Annotated in this window: 22 protein-coding genes; 12 read left to right on the forward strand and 10 right to left on the reverse strand. The window is 65.2% G+C overall.

Annotated features, from left to right (window positions below):
* Positions 1-38 precede the first annotated feature (38 nt).
* Together HAP48_RS08570 and HAP48_RS08575 are read left to right on the forward strand one after the other, a co-directional pair.
* The gene (locus HAP48_RS08570) at positions 39-848 is read left to right on the forward strand and encodes an MlaD family protein (protein ID WP_166214124.1); all 810 of its coding nucleotides are present in this window, start codon (positions 39-41) and stop codon (positions 846-848) included.
* A gap of 101 nt (positions 849-949) precedes the next feature.
* Positions 950-2,104, forward strand: a complete 1,155-nt coding sequence (locus tag HAP48_RS08575) for an alpha-hydroxy acid oxidase (RefSeq protein ID WP_166216720.1) — start codon at positions 950-952, stop codon at positions 2,102-2,104.
* 2 nt (positions 2,105-2,106) lie between these two features.
* Here the strand turns inward: HAP48_RS08575 and HAP48_RS08580 are convergent, their stop codons facing one another.
* Complete coding sequence (locus tag HAP48_RS08580) at positions 2,107-2,511, reverse strand: hypothetical protein (RefSeq protein ID WP_166214123.1); 405 nt, start codon at positions 2,509-2,511, stop codon at positions 2,107-2,109.
* Positions 2,512-2,598: 87 nt separating this feature from the next.
* Between HAP48_RS08580 and HAP48_RS08585 the strand changes: the two genes are divergently transcribed.
* Positions 2,599-3,216 carry a TetR/AcrR family transcriptional regulator gene (locus HAP48_RS08585; RefSeq protein WP_166214122.1) on the forward strand — a complete coding sequence of 206 codons (618 nt, stop codon included), beginning with the start codon at positions 2,599-2,601 and terminating at the stop codon, positions 3,214-3,216.
* 350 nt (positions 3,217-3,566) lie between these two features.
* Here HAP48_RS08585 and HAP48_RS08590 read toward each other — a convergent pair whose 3' ends face one another.
* Positions 3,567-3,968 (reverse strand): DUF1330 domain-containing protein, encoded by a 402-nt coding sequence (locus HAP48_RS08590; RefSeq protein WP_166214121.1) that lies wholly within the window; start codon positions 3,966-3,968, stop codon positions 3,567-3,569.
* Between the two features lie 101 nt (positions 3,969-4,069).
* On the opposite strand from HAP48_RS08590, the gene HAP48_RS08595 reads away from it, so the two are divergent.
* Together HAP48_RS08595 and HAP48_RS08600 are read left to right on the forward strand one after the other, a co-directional pair.
* Complete coding sequence (locus HAP48_RS08595; RefSeq protein WP_166214120.1) at positions 4,070-4,915, forward strand: metal-dependent phosphohydrolase; 846 nt, start codon at positions 4,070-4,072, stop codon at positions 4,913-4,915.
* A 271-nt stretch (positions 4,916-5,186) separates the two neighbouring features.
* Positions 5,187-6,128, forward strand: a complete 942-nt coding sequence (locus tag HAP48_RS08600) for a DMT family transporter (RefSeq protein WP_166214119.1) — start codon at positions 5,187-5,189, stop codon at positions 6,126-6,128.
* Here the strand turns inward: HAP48_RS08600 and HAP48_RS08605 are convergent.
* Positions 6,125-7,093 (reverse strand): LysR family transcriptional regulator, encoded by a 969-nt coding sequence (locus HAP48_RS08605; RefSeq protein WP_166214118.1) that lies wholly within the window; start codon positions 7,091-7,093, stop codon positions 6,125-6,127. The genes HAP48_RS08600 and HAP48_RS08605 overlap by 4 nt on opposite strands.
* A gap of 134 nt (positions 7,094-7,227) precedes the next feature.
* Between HAP48_RS08605 and HAP48_RS08610 the strand changes: the two genes are divergently transcribed.
* On the forward strand, positions 7,228-7,611 hold the full coding sequence (locus tag HAP48_RS08610; RefSeq protein ID WP_166214117.1) for a nuclear transport factor 2 family protein: 384 nt from the start codon (positions 7,228-7,230) through the stop codon (positions 7,609-7,611).
* A 253-nt stretch (positions 7,612-7,864) separates the two neighbouring features.
* On the forward strand, positions 7,865-8,842 hold the full coding sequence (locus HAP48_RS08615; protein WP_420869858.1) for a Bug family tripartite tricarboxylate transporter substrate binding protein: 978 nt from the start codon (positions 7,865-7,867) through the stop codon (positions 8,840-8,842).
* A gap of 254 nt (positions 8,843-9,096) precedes the next feature.
* On the opposite strand, the gene HAP48_RS08620 is transcribed toward HAP48_RS08615, so the two are convergent.
* Positions 9,097-10,782 (reverse strand): methyl-accepting chemotaxis protein, encoded by a 1,686-nt coding sequence (locus HAP48_RS08620; protein ID WP_166214116.1) that lies wholly within the window; start codon positions 10,780-10,782, stop codon positions 9,097-9,099.
* 298 nt (positions 10,783-11,080) lie between these two features.
* Here HAP48_RS08620 and HAP48_RS08625 point away from each other — a divergent pair, with 298 nt between their 5' ends.
* The 4 genes from HAP48_RS08625 to HAP48_RS08640 all read left to right on the forward strand — a co-directional run bounded on the left by HAP48_RS08625 (position 11,081) and on the right by HAP48_RS08640 (position 15,613).
* A complete protein-coding gene (locus HAP48_RS08625; RefSeq protein ID WP_166214115.1) occupies positions 11,081-12,124 on the forward strand; it encodes a C-terminal binding protein in 1,044 nt (347 codons plus the stop codon).
* 166 nt (positions 12,125-12,290) lie between these two features.
* A complete protein-coding gene (locus HAP48_RS08630; protein ID WP_166214114.1) occupies positions 12,291-13,637 on the forward strand; it encodes an ABC transporter substrate-binding protein in 1,347 nt (448 codons plus the stop codon).
* 130 nt (positions 13,638-13,767) lie between these two features.
* On the forward strand, positions 13,768-14,724 hold the full coding sequence (locus HAP48_RS08635) for a carbohydrate ABC transporter permease (protein ID WP_166214113.1): 957 nt from the start codon (positions 13,768-13,770) through the stop codon (positions 14,722-14,724).
* A 46-nt stretch (positions 14,725-14,770) separates the two neighbouring features.
* The gene (locus HAP48_RS08640) at positions 14,771-15,613 is read left to right on the forward strand and encodes a carbohydrate ABC transporter permease (protein WP_371261142.1); all 843 of its coding nucleotides are present in this window, start codon (positions 14,771-14,773) and stop codon (positions 15,611-15,613) included.
* A gap of 176 nt (positions 15,614-15,789) precedes the next feature.
* On the opposite strand, the gene HAP48_RS08645 is transcribed toward HAP48_RS08640, so the two are convergent.
* The 6 genes from HAP48_RS08645 to HAP48_RS08670 all read right to left on the reverse strand — a co-directional run bounded on the left by HAP48_RS08645 (position 15,790) and on the right by HAP48_RS08670 (position 21,228).
* Positions 15,790-16,611 (reverse strand): TonB family protein, encoded by an 822-nt coding sequence (locus HAP48_RS08645; protein WP_166214111.1) that lies wholly within the window; start codon positions 16,609-16,611, stop codon positions 15,790-15,792.
* 5 nt (positions 16,612-16,616) lie between these two features.
* Entirely contained in the window at positions 16,617-17,063 is a 447-nt protein-coding gene (gene exbD, locus HAP48_RS08650) for a TonB system transport protein ExbD (RefSeq protein ID WP_166214110.1), read from the reverse strand.
* Between the two features lie 3 nt (positions 17,064-17,066).
* On the reverse strand, positions 17,067-17,819 hold the full coding sequence (gene exbB / locus HAP48_RS08655) for a tonB-system energizer ExbB (RefSeq protein WP_166216714.1): 753 nt from the start codon (positions 17,817-17,819) through the stop codon (positions 17,067-17,069).
* Between the two features lie 58 nt (positions 17,820-17,877).
* Positions 17,878-18,351 carry a heme utilization cystosolic carrier protein HutX gene (gene hutX / locus HAP48_RS08660; RefSeq protein ID WP_210293227.1) on the reverse strand — a complete coding sequence of 158 codons (474 nt, stop codon included), beginning with the start codon at positions 18,349-18,351 and terminating at the stop codon, positions 17,878-17,880.
* A gap of 47 nt (positions 18,352-18,398) precedes the next feature.
* Positions 18,399-18,731 (reverse strand): heme-degrading protein HmuQ, encoded by a 333-nt coding sequence (gene hmuQ / locus HAP48_RS08665; protein WP_166214108.1) that lies wholly within the window; start codon positions 18,729-18,731, stop codon positions 18,399-18,401.
* 148 nt (positions 18,732-18,879) lie between these two features.
* A complete protein-coding gene (locus HAP48_RS08670) occupies positions 18,880-21,228 on the reverse strand; it encodes a TonB-dependent hemoglobin/transferrin/lactoferrin family receptor (protein ID WP_175612348.1) in 2,349 nt (782 codons plus the stop codon).
* Between the two features lie 251 nt (positions 21,229-21,479).
* On the opposite strand from HAP48_RS08670, the gene hemP reads away from it, so the two are divergent.
* Positions 21,480-21,686: a hemin uptake protein HemP gene (hemP, locus tag HAP48_RS08675; RefSeq protein WP_166214107.1), complete on the forward strand. Its 207-nt coding sequence runs from the start codon at positions 21,480-21,482 to the stop codon at positions 21,684-21,686.
* The last annotated feature ends 8 nt before the right edge of the window (positions 21,687-21,694 follow it).

Consider the following 21,694-nt stretch of genomic DNA (forward strand, 5'->3'; position numbering starts at 1 on the left):
TATCTCCTAGGGTCTGCTTTGCGGACAGGTCCCAACATATGGCGCGCGCCAGCAATGTGATGATCGGCACCCTGACGCTGGCCCTGATCGCCGGCTCGCTCGGCGGCTGGCTGGGCTATCAGCGCTATGCCGGCATCAAGCGGATGGTGCCGTTCCGCGTCGTGTTCGAGGGCTCGGCGTCGGGCCTGCGCCGCGGCGCCAGCGTCAATTTCGCCGGCGTGCGGATCGGCGAGGTGGTCTCGATCCGGCTCGACCGCCACCGTGTGGTGGCGATGACGCGCATCGAGGGCAACGCTCCGATCAAGAAGGACACCCAGGTCGGCCTCGAATTCCAGGGCCTGACCGGGATCGCCTCGATCTCCTTCACTGGCGGCACCGACGACGCCGCGGCGCCGCCCGTCGGCGCCGACGGCATTCCGGAGCTGACCGCCGACGCCGAAGGCACGATGGGCATCCAGGAGAAGCTGCGCGTCGCGCTGCGCAATGTCGACCGCGTCATCACCGAGAACGAGGCCGACATCAAGGACTCGCTGCTCGGGCTCGAGAACTTCACCAATTCGCTGTCGGGCAATGGCGAGCTGATCGCCGCCTTCATCGACGCCGCCGACGCCGGCGTCAGCGCGGTCGACGACAAGATGAGCTCGGCCGACAAGTTCCTGAAGAGTTTCGGCAGCGACAAATATGGCGGCGAGCTGCTGCCGACCGTGATCTCGCTGCGCGAGCTGATCCAGAGCTTTGACAAGAAATCCGGCACCGTGATCGCCGAAACCCGCAAGACACTCATCGACGTCAGCCAGTCCGTCAACAAGTTCAACGAGAAGATTGTCGGTTCAGGGGGCAGGCGCTAAGCTCCAACCAAGAACCAAGAACAACGGAAACGCCAGACGTGCACGACCGGACCGCAGCCCCTTCCCCGCCTCCCGCAACCGTCAACCGCGCTACGCCCGCCGTGCCGCGGCGCTTGCGTCGCTATCTCACGCTCGACGATTTCGAGCCGCAGGCGCGACGGCTGCTGCCGAAATTCCTCTACGGCTATATCTCGGGCGGCGCCGAGACCGACGCGGCGCGCACCGACAATCGCCGGGCGTTCGAGGAATACGGTTTCGTGCCGCGGGTGCTGAAGGACGTCTCCGGCCGCGACCAGACCACGACGCTGTTCGGCAAGACCTACGCCTCGCCGTTCGGGATTCCACCGATGGGCTCGTCGGCACTATGCGCCTATCGCGGCGACATCGTGCTGGCCCGCGCTGCGGCGGCCGCCAACGTCCCGATGATCCTCTCGGCCTCCTCGCTGATCACGCTGGAGGACGTCCGCGCGGCCAACCCTTTAGCCTGGTACCAGGCCTATCTCGCCGGGCTCGACGAACGCATCGAGCCGCTGGTCGATCGCGTCGCGGCCGCCGGCTACGACACGTTCGTCGTCACCGCCGACGTGCCGGTGCCGCCCAACCGCGAGAACAACATCCGCAACGGCTTCCAGGTCCCGCTCGCGATCACGCCGCGGGTGTTCTGGGACACCGTCACCCATCCCGACTGGCTGCTGAACACCTGGGCGCGCACCGTGTTCAATCACGGCATGCCGCATTTCGAGAACATGGACGCCAAGCAGGGCCCGCCGGTGCTGTCCAAGAACCTGATGCGCAACATCGGCAGTCGCGACCAGTTGGCCTGGAAGCATGTCGAGCTGATCCGCAAGCGCTGGAGCGGCAAGCTGGTGGTCAAGGGGCTGATCTCGCCGGAAGACGCGCGGCTGGCGCGCGAGCACGGCTGCGACGGCGTGATGGTCTCCAACCATGGCGGCCGCCAGCTCGACTACACCGTCTCGGGCCTGCGCACGCTGCCGGAGATCGCGGCGCAGAAGGGCAACATGACCGTGATGGTGGACGGCGGCATCCGCCGCGGCACCGACGTCATCAAGGCCTTGGCGCTGGGAGCGGACTTCGTCTGGGTCGGCCGTCCGTTCCTCTATGCCGCCGTGGTCGCGGGCGAAGCGGGCGTCGCGCGCGCGATCGCGCTGCTGCATGACGAGATCGATCGCGACCTCGCTTTGCTCGGCATCCGCAGCCTGAAAGAGATCACCCCGGACCTGGTGCGGAAGTATTGAGCTCACGCATAGCGCGCCGCGCCCATGCACAGCGCGGTGATCGCGAGCAGCCCGGCCGCGATGCGCTGGGCGACCGCGAGCCGCGAGCGCGCCGCTGACGGATCGCCTGCGCCGTTGCGCAACTGCCTGATGGCGCCGCCGCCGACGATGATCTGCACCGCGATCGCGGCCAGCGCAGCGATCGCGCCGCCGGCCAGGATCTCTTCCGACAGCGTAAACGAGCCCTCATGGACCAGGCGCCAGAGTATGACCCCGGTGACGATCGCGACCGTCGCGGCGCCGATCTGCGGGCCCAGCAGCTTTTCGCCGCCGAGGCCGCCGGTGCGCGCCAAGGTGAAGCTGGAGCCGGCCCAAAACACCGATGACAGGACGTGAAGGGACAGGGCTATGATGAGGGCGGTCTGCATGACGTTGCTCCAAGGGGCATTGAGAATGGGGCTGGGAAATTAGATATACATAATGTATAGTCAATCCGACGAAAGCAGGGCCAGCCGATGCCGCCGCGCAGCTATGTGAGCCCGGCCCGCAGCGCAGCCGCCGCCGAGACGCGCGAGCGCGTGATCGAGGCCGCCTCGCGCACCCTGCGTGAGGGCGAGAGCATCGCGCGCTTCTCGCTGGATACGGTGGCGAAGGCGGCCGGCGTGACCCGGCTCACCGTCTACAACCAGTTCGGCTCGCGGCGCGGGCTGCTTGAGGCGGTATTCGACGAGATCGCCCGTCACGGCGGCCTGCATCAACTCGCCGACGCCATGACGACGGCCGATCCGCATGCCGCGCTCGACCGCATGGTCGAGATCTTCTGCGGCTTCTGGAGCCGCGATTCCGCGGTCGCCCGGCTGCACGACGCGATGGCGACCGATCCCGAATTCGCCGAAGCCGTGCGCGAGCGCAACGAACGCCGCCGCCGCGGCGTCACCGCATTGATCGACCGTATCGCCGTCAAAAGCGCGTCGCCGCAGGCCCGCAGGGACGCCGTCGACCTGATCTTCGCGCTGACGAGCTATCCGACCTTCGCCTCGCTGAGCGCGGGGCGATCGCGGGACGAGGTTTGCCGGCTGGTGCAGGCGGCCTGCCGCGCGGCCATTGCCAATCTGTCAGACCCGTCATCCTGAGAGGATGTGAGGCTTTGTCCTCATCTACTGTTGTCGTCGCCCGGCTCGACCGGGCGACCCAGTACGCCGCGGCCTATCGGCTCAAGCACGACCGTCTCTGGAATACTGGATCACCCGCATGCGCGGGTGATGACACTGAGCAAGCTGAGTAAGCCAATTCCGTCATCCTGAGGTGCGAGCTCTTGCGAGCCTCGAAGGATGAATCGGCCGCAGTCGGGCCGTCGACCCTTCGAGGGCCGCTGAAGGAGCGGCCACCTCCAGCGACAACGGCAAAGCCGTTGCGCGGGGGTGACGGGACTAGCTCTTGAGTGTGTGGCAGCTTCGACCGAGACAATCCGTCTTGAACCGCCTCACCCGACGTTGAACTTGCTGTACGCCTCGCGCGTCGCGATGATGACGTGCTCTTCGCAGCCGTTGCGGCGATGCGGGTCGCAGCGGTTTTCGTAGTCGGCCGAGGTCATCATGTCGATGAAATCAGCGACGCTTGGATAGTAGACCAGCGCGAGATAATCCCAGCGCTGGCCGGCAGGCTCGCCCAGTGCGACCGTCTCGGCGCTGCCTGTCCACAGCAGCGTGCCGCCGCGCGCCTTGATCATCGGCACGGTGAGCGCGCTGTAACGCAAATAAGCATCCCAGCCCGAGCCGTCGCCGTCGAGCGATCGCTCCCGAAATCGCATCAGATTGACCATCACGACCGGAGCCTGGCGATCCAGTTCGTTCAGGCCTTTGACGTTCAAGAGATCGACACCCATCACCCGCTCCCACCCAAGCCGCAAACATTATGTCACATCGCGGGACTAGCCTGAAATACCGCCGAGCCCTAAGCTGGCCCCTGCTCTCGGAGGTCAAGGCCGTGATGACCCTTCCCGAACTTGCAGCCGACGCGCTCGGCAAATTCCTCGGCGAATACATGCAGCGCCGGTTCGGCTCTTCGCAAACCGAGCTGGTGGAGATGGTGCCCTCGATCGCGCGGATCGCGATCGAATGCATCGGCAACAGCGACGCGCTCTATCACAATGTCGAGCACACCATGCTGGTGACGCTGGCCGGCCACGACATCCTGCGCGGCCGCGCGCTACACTCGCACATGAGCGCCGAGGACTATGCGCATGTCATCATCGCCTGCCTCACCCATGACATCGGCTATGTGCGCGGGCTGTTCCAGGCCGACGACCAGGACGGCTATCTGATCAATGCCGATGGCCGCAAGGTGATCCTGCCGCGCGGCTCGTCGGATGCGGCGCTGATGTCCTATCACGTCGACCGCTCCAAGATCTTCGTGATGGAGCGGATCAAGGGCGTCGCCCAGCTCGACAAGGAGCGCATCGCCCGCGCCATCGAGGGCACCCGCTTTCCGCTCACCGCCCCTGATGACGATGAGGATTTCGGCGAAGAGGCCACCCTGCTGCGCGCCGCCGATCTGATCGGCCAGCTCGGCGACCCCCACTACATCCGCAAGGCCAACGCGCTGTACATCGAGTTCGAGGAGGCCGGGCTGAACCAGCAGCTCGGCTACGATTCGCCGGCCGATCTCGTCGACCTCTATCCACGCTTCTACTGGGACAGCGCCGCGCCGCATGTGCAGCCGGCGATCCGTCACCTCAACGTCACCTCCAGCGGGCGGCAATGGATCGCCAATCTCTACAGCAACGTGTTTCGCGCCGAGCGCGACATCTCGCTGTCGGGGCCGCAGAAATAGGCGTGGCGACGGAGACACGCGCAATATCTATATCCGTCATCCTGAGGTACGAGCCTCTTCGGCGAGCCTCGAAGGATGCACGGCCCCGCTGGTGGCCGATTCATCCTTCGAGGCTCGCTCCGCTCGCACCTCAGGATGACGGGGTTCTGTTATTCCGCGTTGCGCCTGCAGGCGCTGTGGCTTCCGCGACAGATTGCCCCCGTGCGCATGGCACCAATCCGCTCTTTCGTCTTGTCGGAGCAGCGGATTCGGGCACAACATCCACCAGATAATGACCGCTTTGCCCGCACCTGCCACAACGCCCCGCCATCAGCCGCTGCACTGGCTCAACAACCAGCCCTATCTGCTGCTCAGCCTGACGTCGCTGTTCTGGGCCGCCAACATCGTGCTGGCGCGGCATGTCGGCAGCCATGTGCCGCCGGTCACGCTAACCACGATCCGCTGGTTCGGCGTGTTCCTGATCCTGCTGCCGTTCGCCTGGCCGCATCTGAAACACGACTGGCCGAAGCTGCGCAGCGCGCTGCCGCTGATGCTGCTGTTGTCAGCGGTCGGGTTCGCCTTCAACAACGCGATCTCGTACTGGGCGATGCAGTATACCGAGGCGCTGAACGCGCTCTTGATCCAGTCGGCGGGCCCGCTGTTCGTGGCGCTGTGGTCGCTGATCCTGTTCGGCGTGCGGCTGACGCCGGCGCAGCTTGCCGGCATCGCGATCTCGCTGGCCGGCGTGCTGACCATCATCCTGCGCGGCGACTTCTCGGCGCTCGCCAACATCAGCTTCAACCGGGGTGACATCATGTTCGGCGCCTCGCTGGTGTCGTTCGGGCTGTATTCGGCGCTGATCCCGCGCCGGCCGAAAATCCATCAGCTCTCGCTGATCTCGTTCACCACCTGCTGTGGTGCGATGATGCTGTTGCCGGTCGCCGCCTGGGAATTTGCAAATGGCGTGACTCTGAAGCTCGACCTTTTGACGTTTGCCACGCTGGGCTACACGCTGATCTTCCCGTCGACGCTCGCCTATCTGTTCTTCAACCGCGGCGTCGCGCTGATCGGCCCGAACCGCGCCGCGCCGTTCTTCCATCTGGTGCCGGTGTTTGGCTCGGCGATGGCGATCCTGCTGCTCGGCGAGACGCTGGCGCCGTTTCATCTGATCGGCTACGCGCTGGTGCTCGCCGGCGTCATCATCGCCTCGCGGCAAGGCTCGGCGAAGCGCTAGCTGACGCCCAGGATTACCTTGCGCAAGCCGGCGGATTTGCGCAGCGAATGTGGCTTTGCCGCCAGCGTCTCTGTGATGAAGTCGATGAACTTCCTCACCTTGGCCGGCACGTGGTTGCGCGAGGCGTAATATACGTAGAGCGGATAACGCTCGTCGGGCCAGTCCGGAAACAGCTCGATCAGCGCGCCGCTCTTCAGGTGTTCGTCGAGGCCGAGATCGATCACCTGCGCGATGCCGAAGCCGGCCAGGCAAGCGCCGAGCTTGGTTCCTGAATCGGTCACGGTGAGCCGCCCGTTGACCGCGACCGGCACTACCTCGCCGCCGCGCCAAAACTCCCAATCGAACGGACGCCCGGTCGCCGCGTCGATTGCCAGGATGCACTGGTGGTCGCGGCTCGCCAGTTCCCGCGGATCAAGCGGCCGGCCGTGTCGTTCGAGATAGATCGGCGAGGCCACGGTGAGCACGCGCGTATCGAGTACGCGGCGCGCAATCAGCGCCGACGGCGCCGGCTCGCCGAAACGCACCGCCAGATCAAAACCGTCGCTGACCAGATCCGCGATCCGGTCGCGAGTCTCGATACGCAGATCCATGCCTGGATTCTGCAGCAGGAACTCGCTCAGCTTCGGCGACAGCACCATACGTGAGAACAGCGGGTCGACATTGACCCGCAGTCTGCCGCGGACCGCATCGCGCGATTTCGAGGTCTCCGCCGCCGCCTCGCCGATCCCGGCCAGATGCGCGGCAACCCGCTCAACCAGTGCGCGTCCTTCCTCGGTGAGCTCGACGGCGCGGCTCGTGCGGTGGACCAGCCTGGTGTCGAGGCGCGTCTCAAGCTTGGCAATCGCCTTGCTGACGCCGGACTGCGTCATGCCGAGCCGTTCAGCCGCCTTGCCGAAGCTGCGCGCGTCCGCAACGGCCGCGAGGATCACAAGCCCGCCGACGAGCCGACCGTCAACTTCGTCCATGTCGATGCCTCTCAGTCATCCATGAGATGACAGCCCAGTCGTAGCACTCCGCGACCATATCGGCCACTGTCGGCGCAGACCACCGGTTCGATCCGGTGGGCCATCGCCACATCATCCGCTACGGAGATTTTCCCATGAGCGACATCCAGGCCATCGCCTCCGCGATCGATGGATATTTCAACCTGATGTATGACGTCGACGATAGCCGGTTCCGCGACGTCTTCTCCGATGCCTGCATCGTGCACGGCATCCGGGACGGCAAGCACACGGTGCGGTCCGCCGCGGAATTCCGCGACTTCATCTGCAGCCGTCCCTCGCCGGCGTCGATGAAATCGCCGCGCGAGGAGGCCATCATCAGCATCGACCAGACCGCGTCCGATCTGGCCATCGCCAAGGTGCGCGTCAGGGCCGGCCAAACCGGCTTCATCGACCATCTCGTGTTTCATCTGATCGACGGCAGGTGGCTCGTCACCACCAAGGCGTTTCACGTCGCGCAGGTCTTCCCGGCGGGATCGTAGCATCCCCACGACCGATATTTCGGAATATTGGAAATATGAAGCTGAGTTGCCCGACGTGTCAAGTTGCCCGGTCGGGCCACCGGCTACTTTGCATGGGGTTGTTTTCGATATTTTTTAGCAGCGCGCCCCTGCGACGGCCCGGGAGTGGCCATGCGGCGAAAGGCTGCTCCCGGCACGGCTTCCGCAGCCATGGCGGCCGGGCTAGCTTCGGCGGCAATGGGCCTGTTCAGGGCCTGCGCGGGGGGACGACGACATGATCATGGGATTGAGACGATGCTGGTGCCTGGCGGCCGCAGCCGCCGCCGTGCTCGTGGCGATATCCGAGACGGCACTTGCCCAGACCTACCCGACCCGCAACATCACGCTGGTGCTGCCGTTCGCGGCCGGCAGCGGCACCGACACCACGACGCGGCTGATTTCCAAGGAGCTCGGGGTTGCGCTTGGGGTCGGCATGGTGATCGACAACCGGGCCGGCGCCAACGGCTCGATCGCGGCGAACTATGTCGCCCGCTCCGCCCCCGACGGCTACACGCTATTCGTCACCACCAATACGACGCACTCGGCCAATCCGTATCTGCTGAAAACCATGAACTACGATCCGATCAAGGATTTCACGCCGATCGCGCGCACCGGCGACCTGCCCTTCATGCTGGTCATCCACCCTGACATCCCGGCGAATTCGGTCGCCGAGCTGATCGCGCTCGCCAAGAAGGAGCCGGGCAAATACACCTATGCCAGCGGCTCGTCGTCGGCGAGCGTCTCCGGCGCGACCTTCGCCCGCCTCGCCGGCATCGACCTGTTGCATGTGCCCTACAAGAGCTCGCCGCCGGCACTGACCGACGTCATCGCCGGCCGCATCTCGATGATGTTCATCGACGTCCCGACCGGGCTGCCGCACGTCAACGCCAAGGCGCTGAAGCCGCTCGCCGTCACCACCAAGCGGAAGTCGGCGCTGCTGCCGGACCTGCCCACGATGGACGACACCGTGAAGGGCTTCGATATCACCTCGTGGCAGGGCTATCTCGGCCCCGCCAACCTGCCGAAGGATGTCGTCGTCAAATTGAATGCGGAGATCCGCAAGATCGTCGAGCGGCCTGATATCAAGAACCAGCTCGCCGAGCGCGGCATGGAGGCATTCTCCGGCACGCCCGAGGAGTTCGAGGCGTTCCTCAAAGAGCAGCTGGTGCTGTGGGAGAAGCTGATCGCCGACGCCGGGATCGAGAAGCAGTAGGAGAACGTGAACGACGCCCGGTGAACACTTGTTCACCCCACGAAGTCGGCCAATTCCGTCATCCTGAGGAGCCTGCGCAGCAGGCGTCTCGAAGGATCGACGGCCCAGCTGGTGGCCGTGCATCCTTCGAGACGCGCGCAAGAGCGCGCTCCTCCAGCGACAAAGGCTTCGCCTTTGCGCGGGGATGACGGGAATACGGAATCGTAACCCGTTAGGTGGGGTGGCGTAGCATAAGCCACCCCACGCAATCGCGCTTACGCCGCACGGACCTTCTGCAGGAACTCGTCGACCGCGTTGCGCAGCATGCCGGACTGGGTGTCGAGCTCGCGCGCATTCGACAGCACGTCGCCCGCCGCGGTGCCGGTGGCGGCGGCTGCGGTGGTGACGCCGCCGATATGGGCGGAGATCTCGCTCGAGCCGGCCGCGACCTGCTGGATGTTGCGGGCGATTTCGCGCGTCGCGTCGCCCTGCTGGTCGATCGCGGTCGAGATCGAGGCCGTGATCTCGCTCATCTGCGCGATGGTCGCGGTGATGCCGCCGATCGAGGTCACCGCCTCGCCGGTCGAGGCCTGCATCGCGGCGACCTGCGCCGAGATCTCCTCGGTCGCCTTCGCGGTCTGGTTTGCCAGCGCCTTCACCTCGGAGGCGACCACCGCGAAACCGCGGCCGGATTCGCCGGCGCGCGCCGCCTCGATGGTGGCGTTGAGCGCGAGCAGATTGGTCTGGGCGGCGATCGAGTGGATCAGCTTGACCACCTCGCCGATCTTCTCGGCGCCGGTGGAGAGCGCCTGCACGGTGGCATTGGTGCGCTCGGCATCGGCCACCGCCTGGCTTGCGACCTCGCTGGAGCGCGCCACCTGGCGGGAGATCTCGGCAACCGAGCTGGAGAGCTCCTCGGCCGCGGCTGCGACAGTGCCGACATTGTTCGAGGCAGAGTCGGATGCCGCGCCGACGGTCGCGGCGCGCGCGCTGGCGTCGCTGGCGGTCGCGGTCATCGACTGCGCCGTGGTCTGCATGCCGGCGGCGGCGGAGGCCACCGTCCGGACGATGCCGTTGACGCTGCGCTCGAAATCGCTGGCAATGTTCTCCATCGCCGAGCGTCGCTCGGTGGTGGCGCGCGCCTGGGTCTCGGCCTCGGCCTGTTCGAGACCGCGGATACGAACCGCATTGTCCTTGAAGATCTGCACCGTCGCGGCCATGCCGCCGACCTCGTCGCCGCGGCCGACGCCGGGGATGTCGCCGTCGAGCTTGCCGTCGGCAATGTCGCGCATGCGGCTGCCGAGCAAATTGAGCGGCCGGGAGATGCTGCGGCCGATCAGCCAGGCGACCGAACCGGAAATGATGCCGATGCCGAGGATCGCAAGGCCGAGCAGCCACGCGATCGGCCGCATCTTGGCGTCGATATCCTCGAGATAGGCGCCGGTGCCGAGATACATATCGAAGCCAGGGACCGCGACGGCATAGCCGACCTTGCGGATCGGGGTCTCCTGGCCGGGCTTCACATATTCATAGAACAGCAGGATCTCGCCCTTCGACTTCACGCCGTCCATCAATTCCTGCGAGAGCTTGCGGCCGTTGGTCACGACGTCCATGCGGTTGGTTCCGACCTGCTTCGGATCTGGCGCCAGCACCGTGATGCCGTTGTAGTCGGTGCCGAACAGGTAACCGGCGCCGTTGTCATAGGTCATGGTGTTGGCGCGCTTGCCGAACTCGGCGAGTGCCGCCTCCTTGGTCATCTTGCCGGCATCGACATCCTTCTTCAGGCCCGCCGCCATGTTCTTCGCCATCTCGACCATCGCCTTGGCCTGGTCGATGCGCGCATTCGTCATCTCACGCTGCATCAGATTGATCGCGAGGATGCCGGCAGTGCACAGGCCGATCAGGGCCACCCCCACCAGAATGCCGAGCTTGGGGGTGATCTTCATGTTTGACAGCTTCACGGGGGTCTCCAGGAGGCGGGGAACGCGACGCGATTGGCGGATTGATTCAGTTCACCGTAATGTGAGACCCTTTACCCGATGGTTACGCGGGTTCCCCGTAGTAGCCCGGAGAATCGGGCCACGGACCAACCGGCAATTGTAGAGGGAACGGCGCAGCTCGCGTACAAGTATGGGAAAGCGGTGACGCAAGCCGCGCTCCAAGAAGCAACAAGGCAAAGAAGACAACAAACAAAGAAGCAAGATCAAGAACCGAACCAGCAAGAAGCAAGAACAGAAGACCTCACATCGGGAGCAGACAATGTCGAAATTCAGGGTGCTGACGCCGAAGGGCGCGAGCTTCACGGTCGCCGGCGGCGGCTACGATTACGAGCGCGAGGCGCTCGATCCGATCGGCGCCGAGATCGTGGAGGCGCCGGCCAACGAGGCCGAATTCATCGCCGCGGCACGGACCGCGGACGCGATCTACGCCAAGGGCATGCCGATCACCAAGGCAGTGATCGATGCGCTGGAGAACTGCAAGGTGATCACGCTCGGCAGCGTCGGCGTCGACTCGGTCGACGTCAAGGCCGCGACCGCGCGCGGCATCCCCGTCACCAACATCCCCGACACCTTCATCGAGGAGGTTGCCGACCACGCCATGATGCTGTTGCTCGCTGGCTTCCGCCGCCTGATCGAGCAGGACAAGATGGTGCGCAGCGGCCGCTGGCCCGAGGGCCGCCCGGCGCTGTTGAAGATTCCGCGGCTGATGGGCCAGACGCTGGGCTTCATCTCGTTCGGCCGGGTCGCCCGCGCCGTCGCCAAGCGCGCCGCGCCGTTCGGCCTCAGGATGATGGCCTACGATCCCTTCATCCAGGAAACGCTGATGTACGACCACGGCGTGATCCCCTCGACACTGTCGGAGGTGCTGTCGCAGTCGGATTTCGTCTCGATGCACGCCCCGGCGCGGCCCGAAGTGCACCACATGCTGACCGAGAAGCATTTTCGCCAGATGAAAAAATCGGCGATCTTCATCAATACCGGCCGCGGCGCCACCGTCGACGAGGAATCGCTGGTCAAGGCGCTGCAGGAGGGCTGGATCGCCCACGCCGCGCTCGACGTGCTCGAGAAGGAGCCACCGTCACACAACAATCCGATGCTCGGGATGGACAATGTTACCTTGACCGCCCATGTCGCCTCGGCATCGGCACGTTTTGACGAGGCGCGCAAGCGCCGGGTGGGCTACGAATTGTCACTAGTGCTCCAAGGCATGTGGCCGGTAAGCTGCGTCAACCCGTCGGTGCTGCAAAACACCGCGCTGCGCCGCTGGCAGCCCGTCAGCATGGATCGCGGTCCGAACAGCTAGGCGGGAATGCGTTCTTCGCACGAGGGCCCGTCTCGCTGACGAGACGGGCCCTTCGTGTGGCGGGCGCCAGAACCACAAGATTTTTGACCACAAGACCCTTCACCGGCGGCCAAACGCCGGGAAGACGCAATAACAACGAAACAAGAAGAAAGGGAGTGCGAACGACATGAAGTACGAGATCACGCGCCGCGACGCGCTGGCGCTGGGGGCGTCCGCAGCGGCACTGGCAGTCACTGGCGCTTCGGCGCAGGAAGCGTCAAAAGTCAAGGCTGCCGACGTGGCGGCGCCGTCGCTGCCGATCGAAAAGGGCGCGACCCTGCGCATGCTGCGGCCGGTGCGCTTCGTCCAGGCCGACGAGGACGTGTTCCGCGCCAATGCCAAGCGCTTCACCGACAAGACCGGCGTCGAGGTCAAGGTCGACTTCGTCGGCTGGGAAGACATCAACCAGCAGACCGCGGTGACCTCGAACTCCGGCGCCGGCCCCGACATCATCATCGGCTTCGGCGACGCGCCGCACATCTATATCGACAAGCTGATCGAGCTGACCGACGTCGCCGACTATCTCGACAAGCGCTATGGCGGATGGCTGACGCTGGCGCGCCGCTACGGCATGCGCTCGAAGTCGAAGAGCTGGGTCGGCCTGCCGTTTGGCGCCTCGGGCGGCCCGCTGGTCTACCGCAAGTCGCTGGTCAATGCGGCCGGCTTCGACAAGGTACCGGAAGACCATGCCGGCATCCTCGATCTCTGCAAGAAGCTGAAAGCGGCCGGCAAACCGGCCGGCTTTGCGCTCGGCAACGCGGTCGGCGACGGCAACGGCTTCGCCAACTGGCTGTTGTGGTCGCACAACGCCGCGCTGCTCGATGAGGAAGGCAATATCATCATCAACAGCAAGGAGACGATCGCCGCGCTGAAATATCTGAAGGAGCTCTATCCGAACTTCATCGCCGGCACGCCGTCCTGGAACGACGTCTCCAACAACCGCGCCTACTCGTCGCAGGAGATCGGCCTGACCGCCAACGGCGTCTCGCTGTACTTCTCGCTGAAGAACGATCCCGCGACCAAGGCGGTCGCCGAAGACACCCAGCATCAGTTCCTGCCCAAGGGGCTCGCACCGGTCTCCCCGATGTCGGGCCTGACGCTGAACGCGATGGCGTTCAAGCACAGCCCGTACCCCAACGCCGCGAAGGCGTTCCTGCAGTTCATGCTGGAGCACGAGCAGTACGAGCCGTGGCTCAACGCCAACTCCGGCTACTGGTCGCAGCCGCTGGCGGCCTATGCCGATGCAGCGGTGTGGTCGGGCGATCCCAAGGTCGCGATCTTCAAGGACACCATGAAGAGCCCCTATTACAACGGCTACAAGGGGCCGATCTCGACCGCGACCGGCGCCGTCAACGCCGACTATGTGCTGGTGCAGATGTGCGCCTCGGTGGCGACCGACGCTGCAACGCCGGAAGCCGCCGCCGCGGAAGCCGAGCAGCGCGCCAAGCGGTACTTCCGGCGGCAGGGCCGGTAACGGCGGTCATTGAACCGTAGATCTGGACCAACCGTCATTGCGAGCGAAGCGAAGCAATCCATAGCACCACCAGGGAATGGATTGCTTCGTCGCTTCGCTCCTCGCGATGACGGCAGCGGATGAGCCTTCAATGTCTGTAACGACGCTACCTTCACGCGGACACGCGTTGCACCAGCCGGGCTGGGTCGCACGCCTGTTCGACTACAAGCCGTTCCTGATCGTGATGTGCCTTGCGCCCGCGATCGGCCTGCTATTGGTGTTCCTCACCTATCCGCTGGGCCTCGGCATCTGGCTCGCCTTCACCGACACCACGATCGGCCAGCGCGGCGTCTATATCGGACTAGAGAATTTCCAGTACCTGCTCAAGGATCCGCTGTGGTGGAACGCGGTGTTCTACTCGGTCTTCTACACCGCGATCGCAACCTTCGGGAAATTCGCGCTCGGCTTCTGGCTGGCGCTGCTGCTCAACAACCATTTCCCGCTCAAGAGCCTGATCCGCGCCATCGTGCTGCTGCCGTGGATCGTGCCGACGGTGCTGTCCGCGCTGGCGTTCTGGTGGATCTACGATCCGCAGTTCTCGATCATCTCCTATCTGCTGGTCGACGTGCTGCATCTGCGCTCCAGCAATGTCGACTTCCTCGGCTCGCCCTGGCCGGCGCGGTTCTCGCTGATCGCGGCCAATATCTGGCGCGGCATCCCGTTCGTCGCGATCTCGCTCCTGGCGGGGCTGCAGACCATCTCGCCTTCGCTCTATGAGGCCGCGATGCTCGACGGCGCCACCTCCTGGCAGCGCTTCCGTTACATCACCTTCCCGATGATGATGCCGATCCTGGCGATCGTGATGACGTTCTCGATCATCTTCACCTTCACCGATTTCCAGCTGGTCTACGCCATCACCCGCGGCGGCCCGGTCAACTCGACCCATTTGCTCGCGACGCTGGCGTTCCAGCGCGGCATCGCCGGCGGCGAGCTCGGCGAGGGTGCGGCGATCGCGGTGTCGATGATCCCGTTCCTCGTGTTCGCGACGTTGTTCAGCTACTTCGGCCTCGCGCGCCGCAAATGGCAGCAGGGAGAGGCCAATGACTGACGTTGCAGCCCAATCCTCCAACGTCGCCAGCGCGACGCCCGATACGATGGCGTGGGACTCCCGCGCCCGGCGCGTGGTGATGATCTACCTGCCGCTCGCCTGCTTCATCCTGATCCTGCTGTTCCCGTTCTACTGGATGGCGATCACCTCGTTCAAACCGAACGCGGAGCTCTTGAACTATAAGGAGCACAACCCGTTCTGGATCACCTCGCCGACGCTCGCGCATCTCAAGCATCTGTTGTTCGACACCTCGTATCCGCGCTGGCTGAAGACCACCATGCTGGTCGCGATCGGCTCGACCTTCCTGTCGCTGTTTGCGTCAACGCTCGCCGCCTACGCGATCGAGCGGCTGCGCTTCCGCGGCAGCCCCTATGTCGGCCTTGGCATCTACCTCGCCTATCTGGTGCCGCCGTCGATCCTGTTCATTCCGCTCGCCACCGTGATCGTGCAGTTCGGCCTGTTCGACTCGCCTTTGGCGCTGATCCTGGTCTATCCGACCTTCCTGGTGCCGTTCTGCACCTGGCTCCTGATCGGTTACTTCAAGTCGATCCCCTACGAGCTCGAGGAATGCGCGCTGGTCGACGGCGCGACGCGGCTGCAGATCCTGTGGCGGATCACGCTGCCGCTGGCGGTGCCCGGCCTGATCTCGGCCGGCATCTTCTCCTTCACGCTGTCCTGGAACGAGTTCATCTACGCGCTCGCCTTCATCCAGAGCGGCGCCAACAAGACGGTGCCGGTTGCGATCCTGACCGAGCTCGTCACCGGCGACGTCTACCAGTGGGGGGCGCTGATGGCGGGCTCGCTGCTCGGCTCGCTGCCGGTCGCGCTGTTTTATTCGCTGTTCGTCGACTACTACGTGTCGTCGCTGACGGGGGCGGTGAAGGAGTAGCGGAGCTTCGTCCGCATCGAAGCCAGCTCACTCTATCCCCGTCATCCTGAGGAGCCGCGAAGCGGCGTCTCGAAGGATGCGCGGCCCGGCTAGTGGCCGTCGATCCTTCGAGACGCGCGTTCCGCGCTCCTCAGGATGACGGGGATAGGCTGGTGCGTGGATTGGCGTTGCCTGCCCTACCGCGGCACGAACGCGACCGGCACGCTGAAACCCATCGAGCCCTGCGTGATCTCGGACGGAAATGCCGGAAACGGCTGGGCCTGGCGGATCATCGCCAGCGCCCGCGCGTCGAAGGTCGGATTGCCGGAGGAGCCGCCGAGATGGCTCGACAGCACCTGCCCGCCGCGGCCGAGCGTGAACGCCAGCCGGACCACGCCGTGCTGGCCGTTGCCGCCGGCCGGGTAGGAGTGGAAGCGCAGCAAATGCGCGCGGACGCGGGCGTTGTAGGCCGCGATCGCCGATGCCGCCGCGCCGGCGCTGATTGCAGACGCCGTCGGTGCCTGGCGCTCCGCACGGCTCGGCGCGCTGGTGCGCGGCGCCGGCGTCGCCTCGGACGGCTTCTTGGCCTCGCGGCGCACCACCTTCGGCTTGACCGGTTCGGGCTTCTGCTCCGGAACGACTTTGGTGGGCTCGGGTTTTGGCGGCGTGACCTGCTGCTTCTGCTCCGGTGGCGCGGCGACCTCGGGCTTCTCCTGCAGCGGGGTCGGCGCGATCTCTTCGTGCACGGCCTGCGCAGCGACCGGCTCCGGCGGCGCGGCATCGGCCTCCTGCATCGCGGGGCCCGGCGGCAGTTCGGTCTCTGAAATCTGGGGCGAAGAGGCGATCGGCGTCAGGTCGATCAAGACGGCCGGCACTGTCACGCCCGGCGGCGGTGCCGTGACCCAGGTCATGCCGAGCGCGAGCAGCGCGGCATGCGCGGCCAGGATCGCGGCCGCGGACAGGCCCCAGCGCCGCAGCCGGACTTCATCCCGCGCATCATGAAGGGCAAAGACGTTCATGGAAGTCAGCTGCGCCCGTCGAGGCCGACCAGCGCGATCTTGAGATAGCCGGCGTTGCGCAACAGGTTCATCACCTCCATCAGGTCGCCATAGCTGACCGCCTTGTCGGCGCGCAGGAAGATGCGCTCGTCCTTCTTGCCTTGCGTGGCGCCGTCGAGCGTGGTGGTCAGCGCATCGCGCGCGATCACGTCCTCACCGACGGCGACCGAGAGATCGGGCTTCACGGTGACGAACACCGGCTTGTCCGGCCGCGGCTGCGGCTCGGCGGTCGAGGCCGGCAGATCGACGCCGAGATCGACGGTCGCAAGCGGCGCCGCCACCATGAAGATGATCAGCAGCACCAGCATCACGTCGATGAACGGCGTGACGTTGATCTCATGCGCCTCGACCAGATCGTCGTCACCGCGACGCCGGCCACCGAACGCGCCACTGCTGCCGAGCTTGACGCCCATGTCCTACTCCGCAGCGCGCGCCAGGCGGAACAGGCTGCGATCGCCCTCGCGGCTGATCAGAAGCATCACCATGACGGAGGCGTCGCCGAGCAGCGCGCGGTAGGCCGCGATCGAACGGGTCAGATGATTGTAGATCACGACCGCCGGGATCGCCGCGACCAGCCCGAGCGCGGTCGCAAGCAGCGCCTCGGCGATGCCGGGCGCGACCACCGCGAGATTGGTGGTGTGGGCCTCGGAGATGCCGATGAAGGCATTCATGATGCCCCACACCGTGCCGAACAGGCCGACGAACGGCGCGGTGGCGCCGATGGTGGCGAGTACGCCGGTGCCGCGCGCGATCTGCCGCGACATCGCCGCCTCGACGCGCTCCAGCCGTAGCGCGATGCGCTCCTTGAAGCCGTCGTCGAACATGCCGCTGGAGAGCGCGGCCTCGCGCGACGCCGACTGGACGATCTGCGCCACCGCATCGTCACCGTCGCGGCTCGCCTGCTCGACCTCGGCAAGCTGGGTATCGCGCTCGAGCAGGCCGATCCGCTGCTTCGCGAGCTCGGTCTTGCGGCGGATCTCGACGGTCTTGGCGAGCCAGACCGTCCAGGTGACGAGCGAAGCGAAGGCGAGCCCAATCATCACCGCCTTCACGACGATGTCGGCGCTCTCGAACATGCCCCAGGGCGAGAGGTTGCGCGGCAACAGCGCGGCGTCGGATGCGGCAAGGCTCGCGCCCGGCGACATGCCGAGCGCGCTGGAAGCCACCATCCAGATGCTCCGCCCAAGCCAGCGATGCGACATGGTCGCCTCCCGTCCTTCGTTGGTCTCAGCCCGCTTGCGGCGCGAGGCGGTCCGCCAGCGCGTGGAAGCGCGCCAGCTGATCGCCGCGCAGCGCGCGCGCCTCGTCGCGGCCGACGAACACCTTGAACATGATGCCGCCGTCGAGATTGATGAAGGCGATGAAGGCCGACACCTTGCCCATGAAGGGCCGCTCGACGAAGGCGATCGAAGAACAACGCTCATGCCTGAGGTGGCCGTGCAGGCCCTTCGGCTGCATCAGGTTGAAATAGCCGCGGCCGACCTCGCCTTTCGGAATGGCGCCGGTGAATTCGAAGATCGCGTCATCGGTGTGCACGATCAGCGTCACCTCGCCCCACTCCGCGATGTCCTGCATCGCGGCCGCGAATTCGCCGGCGCCGATCCGCACCATGCTTTCGGGCAGCGCCTCGAGTACCGCGCGCGGCGTCACCTTGCGCTCGCGCGCGACGTCCTCGATGACAGCGCCGGGATTGTCGGCCATGTAGGCCTTCAATCCGGCAAGCTCCGCGTTTTGCACGATCGCCTCCGTTACGCCGGGCTCTTTGCGCGCTCGGTGATCAGCACCTCAAAGCCCTCGAACCTGGGATGGCCGAGATAGAGGCTGCCGCCGGTCTCGTTGCCGGCGCGGGAATGGGCGCGGCGGAACGCATCCGATTTGGTCCAGTCCTCGAACGCCGCCTTGCTGGCCCACACCGTATGGGTCGCATAGAGCGTGTGGTCCTCGGCCTCGGATCCCTTCACCAGATGAAACTCGATGAAGCCGGGCAGATCGCCGAGATAGGATTCGCGGGTCTTCCAGACCGTCTCGAACGCCTGCTCCTTGCCCTTGATCACCTGAAACCGGTTCATTGCGATGAACATGAAAGCCTTCTCCTGTTTGGCGGCGGATGCACGGGATCCTGCCGGTCGATCTCGTTGATATCATGAATGCGCCAAGGAATGCGCCAAGGCCGCGCTGGGGGCACCAGCGCGGCCGGAGCAACCTGGATGGAATGATCGGCGTCTCGCGTTACGCTCCACCTAGGTGAATCCTGAGCCCGGCCTTGTAGACGGTGCCCGGACCGGGGCTCGAGAACAGCACGTCGTTCTGCGTCGTGCCGTCGGTCGAGGAGCCCGGGATCGCATAGGGCCGGTAATACTGGTTCAAGAGGTTGTCGACCGACGCCGTGAAGGTGATGTCCTTGGTGGCGTTCCAGGTCACATAGAGGTTGACCAGCTCGTAGCCGGTCGAGGGCAGATAGCCCGCCGGCAGGTCGTTGTTGGCGCCGAACGACGACCATTGCGCGGCAATGATCAGCGAGCGGTCGAGCAGGCGGACGCCGCCCGTCGTCGTCACCTTGCGCGGCGTGATGGTGGCGAGGCCGACGTTGGTCTGGGTGTTCCGGCCGCGCATCAGATGGCCGGCGACGCCAAGGAACCAGTCGCCCGCATCATACATCGTCTCGAGCTCGAAGCCCTCGATGCGGGCGTGAGCGATGTTCTGGTACTGGTAGAACTGGCTGAACGGACCGAATGGTGTCAGGGTGGGTGCCGACGCGACGAGGTCGATATAGCCGTCGATATCGTTGCGGAACAAATTGATCTTGCCGCGGAAGGAGTCCTTCGCCGAGAAGATGCCATCATATTTCAGGTTGATGCCGACTTCCTTGTTCTTGCCGACCTCGGGCCGCAGCGCCGGGTTGGGCAGGAAGCAGAACAGGCCGCTGGTACCATCAGGGCAATTGAACAGCGCCGGCCCGCCGCCGGTGGCGTGGCCACCCGCGATCAGGGTCTCAGTGATCGACGGCGCGCGATAGCCCTCGGCATAGCTTGCATAGGGTGTGAAGCCTGCAACCTGCGTCACGCCGACCGTGATCTTCGGCGACAGCCGGTCGCCGCTGGTCGTGGTGTTGATCGAGTTGAGCTCGTAGTGATCGTAGCGCACGGCGCTGACGAGCTCGAGCCAGGTCGAATAGTTCTGCTTCAGCTGCACGAAGCCGCCGGACACCGTGCGCTGGCCGCCCGGCGTCGTGATGCTGGAATTGCCGCGGGAATCGAAGGTCTCGACATCGTCGCGGAAGGCGTCGAAACCGTAGGTCACGGCGTTGCGCCAGTCGCCGAAATTGAAGCGCGAGGTGTTGTTGACGTCGATACCCACGGTGTCGAGCGAATAGCCGCGCTTGTCGCCGACGCAGCCGGAGATGTTGTTGCCGGGATTGGCGAGCGTGCAGACGCCGCCGCCGGTGGTGATGCGGTTGTTGTAGGTCTTGACCTGGTCGTTGTCGGTGCGGTTGCCGTAGACCGAGATATTCCAATCGAACAGCATGTCGTCGGGCTTGGAATATCTCCAGCTCAGCGTACCCGTGTAGTTCTTGGCGTCGGATGCATAGACCGAGGAGCCCGCGATCGCAGCCAGCGGCGCTGCCGTCGTGGTCGGACCGCGGTTCGGCTGGCCGATATTGTACTGGTAGTCCTGGAAGATGCCGCCGATCTTGAACTCGTGGCCTTCGGCCGGACGGAACGTCACCTTCATCAGGCCGGCCGCGATATCGTTGCCGGTATTGCCGATCTCGGTGCCCGCGCCGTCCTTGTAATTGCTCTGCGTGCGATAGACGGCGCCGCCGAACACGTCGACATTGGGATCGACGCGCACGCCGCCGAACACCGAGCCCATACCGCGGTCCTTGTTGGAGCCGTAGGAGCCCGACATATCGACGCCCCAGCGCTCGCCGGGCCGCACCACGTCGTCGATGTCCTTGGTACGGAACGACACCACGCCGCCGATCGCGCCGGAGCCGTAGATATTCGCGGTCGGGCCGCGCACCACGTCGACGCCGCCGATCAGTTCAGGATCGAGAAAGAACGAGCCGTTGGCGTTGTGGCCGGTGCGCTGATAGTTCTGCCGCGCGCCGTCGACCACGACCGCGACACGGCCAAAGTCCTGCAAGCCGCGGATGTTGATCACGGTCGCCGGGTCGTCCCCGCGTTCCTGGACCGAGACGCCGGGCACGGCGTAGAAAATGTCCGACAGTCGGTTCGGCTGCAGGCCCTGGATCTTCTCCAGCGTGACGGAGCTGACCGGCGCCAGCGCATCGATCGCGCGCTCTTCGGTCTTGGACGCCACCGCCGTGATGGTGTCGAGCGACTGCACCGGCACTGTGCCGATCTGCGCGCGCGCATTCATTGCCGGCGACGTTGCGGGCTGCTGCGCAACCTGCGGCTTCGGCTTCCGCTTGGCCTGCTTCGGCCGCTCGGTTGCGGGACGCGCAGCCGAAGCATCGGCGGTTTGCGCGAGACCGTTCTCCGGCAATGCAGCCGCAAATGAAAACACCGACGCGCCCAAAATCAGGGCGCGCGAAACCCTAGCCCCGTCAGCCATTCTAGCCCCAGCCCGATCATCGCTTTTCTGGTTTGGCTGGCGTGCGCTCTGGCGAGCGGCTTGCTGGCTACGTTGCGATGCAAGCCACCCGCTCGCATCGCGTGATGATTGGTTACGAGCCGGCAACAAAACGGTCAAGAATGCGGCGGCACTGTTTACATCGATTGTAAAGTGCGGCCGTTGGAATGCGCCTCGGCCCGCTTATACAAGCAAGCAGCATTTGAAAATTTCGCAGGCGCAGCACCAAGAGAATGTCGGCATTATCCGGAGACAGTATCGGCGCGGCCGGAAAGCAGGCCGTATCAGCGTCTGACGCCGCGAAATCGCTCATCATGCGCGGAAATCGTCTCGACAGCCGCGAGCTGTTCTCGACCGAGCGCGAGATCATCATCGTGCATGGCGAGGAGCATTACCGGCTGCGGCTGACCTCGCAGAACAAGCTGATCCTCACCAAGTGACAGCCCGG

Origin of the sequence: Bradyrhizobium septentrionale (assembly GCF_011516645.4) — a bacterium.
Classification (GTDB): domain Bacteria; phylum Pseudomonadota; class Alphaproteobacteria; order Rhizobiales; family Xanthobacteraceae; genus Bradyrhizobium; species Bradyrhizobium septentrionale.

Coding starts and splice junctions, on each gene's coding strand:
- HAP48_RS08640 (WP_371261142.1), top strand. CDS start 14,771: ATGGCGTGGGACTCCCGCGCCCGGCGCGTGGTGATGATCTACCTGCCG.
- HAP48_RS08630 (WP_166214114.1), top strand. CDS start 12,291: ATGAAGTACGAGATCACGCGCCGCGACGCGCTGGCGCTGGGGGCGTCC.
- HAP48_RS08605 (WP_166214118.1), bottom strand. CDS start 7,093: ATGGACGAAGTTGACGGTCGGCTCGTCGGCGGGCTTGTGATCCTCGCG.
- HAP48_RS08580 (WP_166214123.1), bottom strand. CDS start 2,511: ATGCAGACCGCCCTCATCATAGCCCTGTCCCTTCACGTCCTGTCATCG.
- HAP48_RS08590 (WP_166214121.1), bottom strand. CDS start 3,968: ATGGGTGTCGATCTCTTGAACGTCAAAGGCCTGAACGAACTGGATCGC.
- HAP48_RS08645 (WP_166214111.1), bottom strand. CDS start 16,611: ATGAACGTCTTTGCCCTTCATGATGCGCGGGATGAAGTCCGGCTGCGG.
- hutX (WP_210293227.1), bottom strand. CDS start 18,351: ATGGCCGACAATCCCGGCGCTGTCATCGAGGACGTCGCGCGCGAGCGC.
- HAP48_RS08635 (WP_166214113.1), top strand. CDS start 13,768: ATGTCTGTAACGACGCTACCTTCACGCGGACACGCGTTGCACCAGCCG.
- hmuQ (WP_166214108.1), bottom strand. CDS start 18,731: ATGTTCATCGCAATGAACCGGTTTCAGGTGATCAAGGGCAAGGAGCAG.
- HAP48_RS08610 (WP_166214117.1), top strand. CDS start 7,228: ATGAGCGACATCCAGGCCATCGCCTCCGCGATCGATGGATATTTCAAC.
- HAP48_RS08615 (WP_420869858.1), top strand. CDS start 7,865: ATGATCATGGGATTGAGACGATGCTGGTGCCTGGCGGCCGCAGCCGCC.
- HAP48_RS08585 (WP_166214122.1), top strand. CDS start 2,599: ATGCCGCCGCGCAGCTATGTGAGCCCGGCCCGCAGCGCAGCCGCCGCC.
- exbD (WP_166214110.1), bottom strand. CDS start 17,063: ATGGGCGTCAAGCTCGGCAGCAGTGGCGCGTTCGGTGGCCGGCGTCGC.
- HAP48_RS08600 (WP_166214119.1), top strand. CDS start 5,187: ATGACCGCTTTGCCCGCACCTGCCACAACGCCCCGCCATCAGCCGCTG.
- HAP48_RS08625 (WP_166214115.1), top strand. CDS start 11,081: ATGTCGAAATTCAGGGTGCTGACGCCGAAGGGCGCGAGCTTCACGGTC.
- exbB (WP_166216714.1), bottom strand. CDS start 17,819: ATGGTGGCTTCCAGCGCGCTCGGCATGTCGCCGGGCGCGAGCCTTGCC.
- hemP (WP_166214107.1), top strand. CDS start 21,480: ATGTCGGCATTATCCGGAGACAGTATCGGCGCGGCCGGAAAGCAGGCC.
- HAP48_RS08570 (WP_166214124.1), top strand. CDS start 39: ATGGCGCGCGCCAGCAATGTGATGATCGGCACCCTGACGCTGGCCCTG.
- HAP48_RS08670 (WP_175612348.1), bottom strand. CDS start 21,228: ATGGCTGACGGGGCTAGGGTTTCGCGCGCCCTGATTTTGGGCGCGTCG.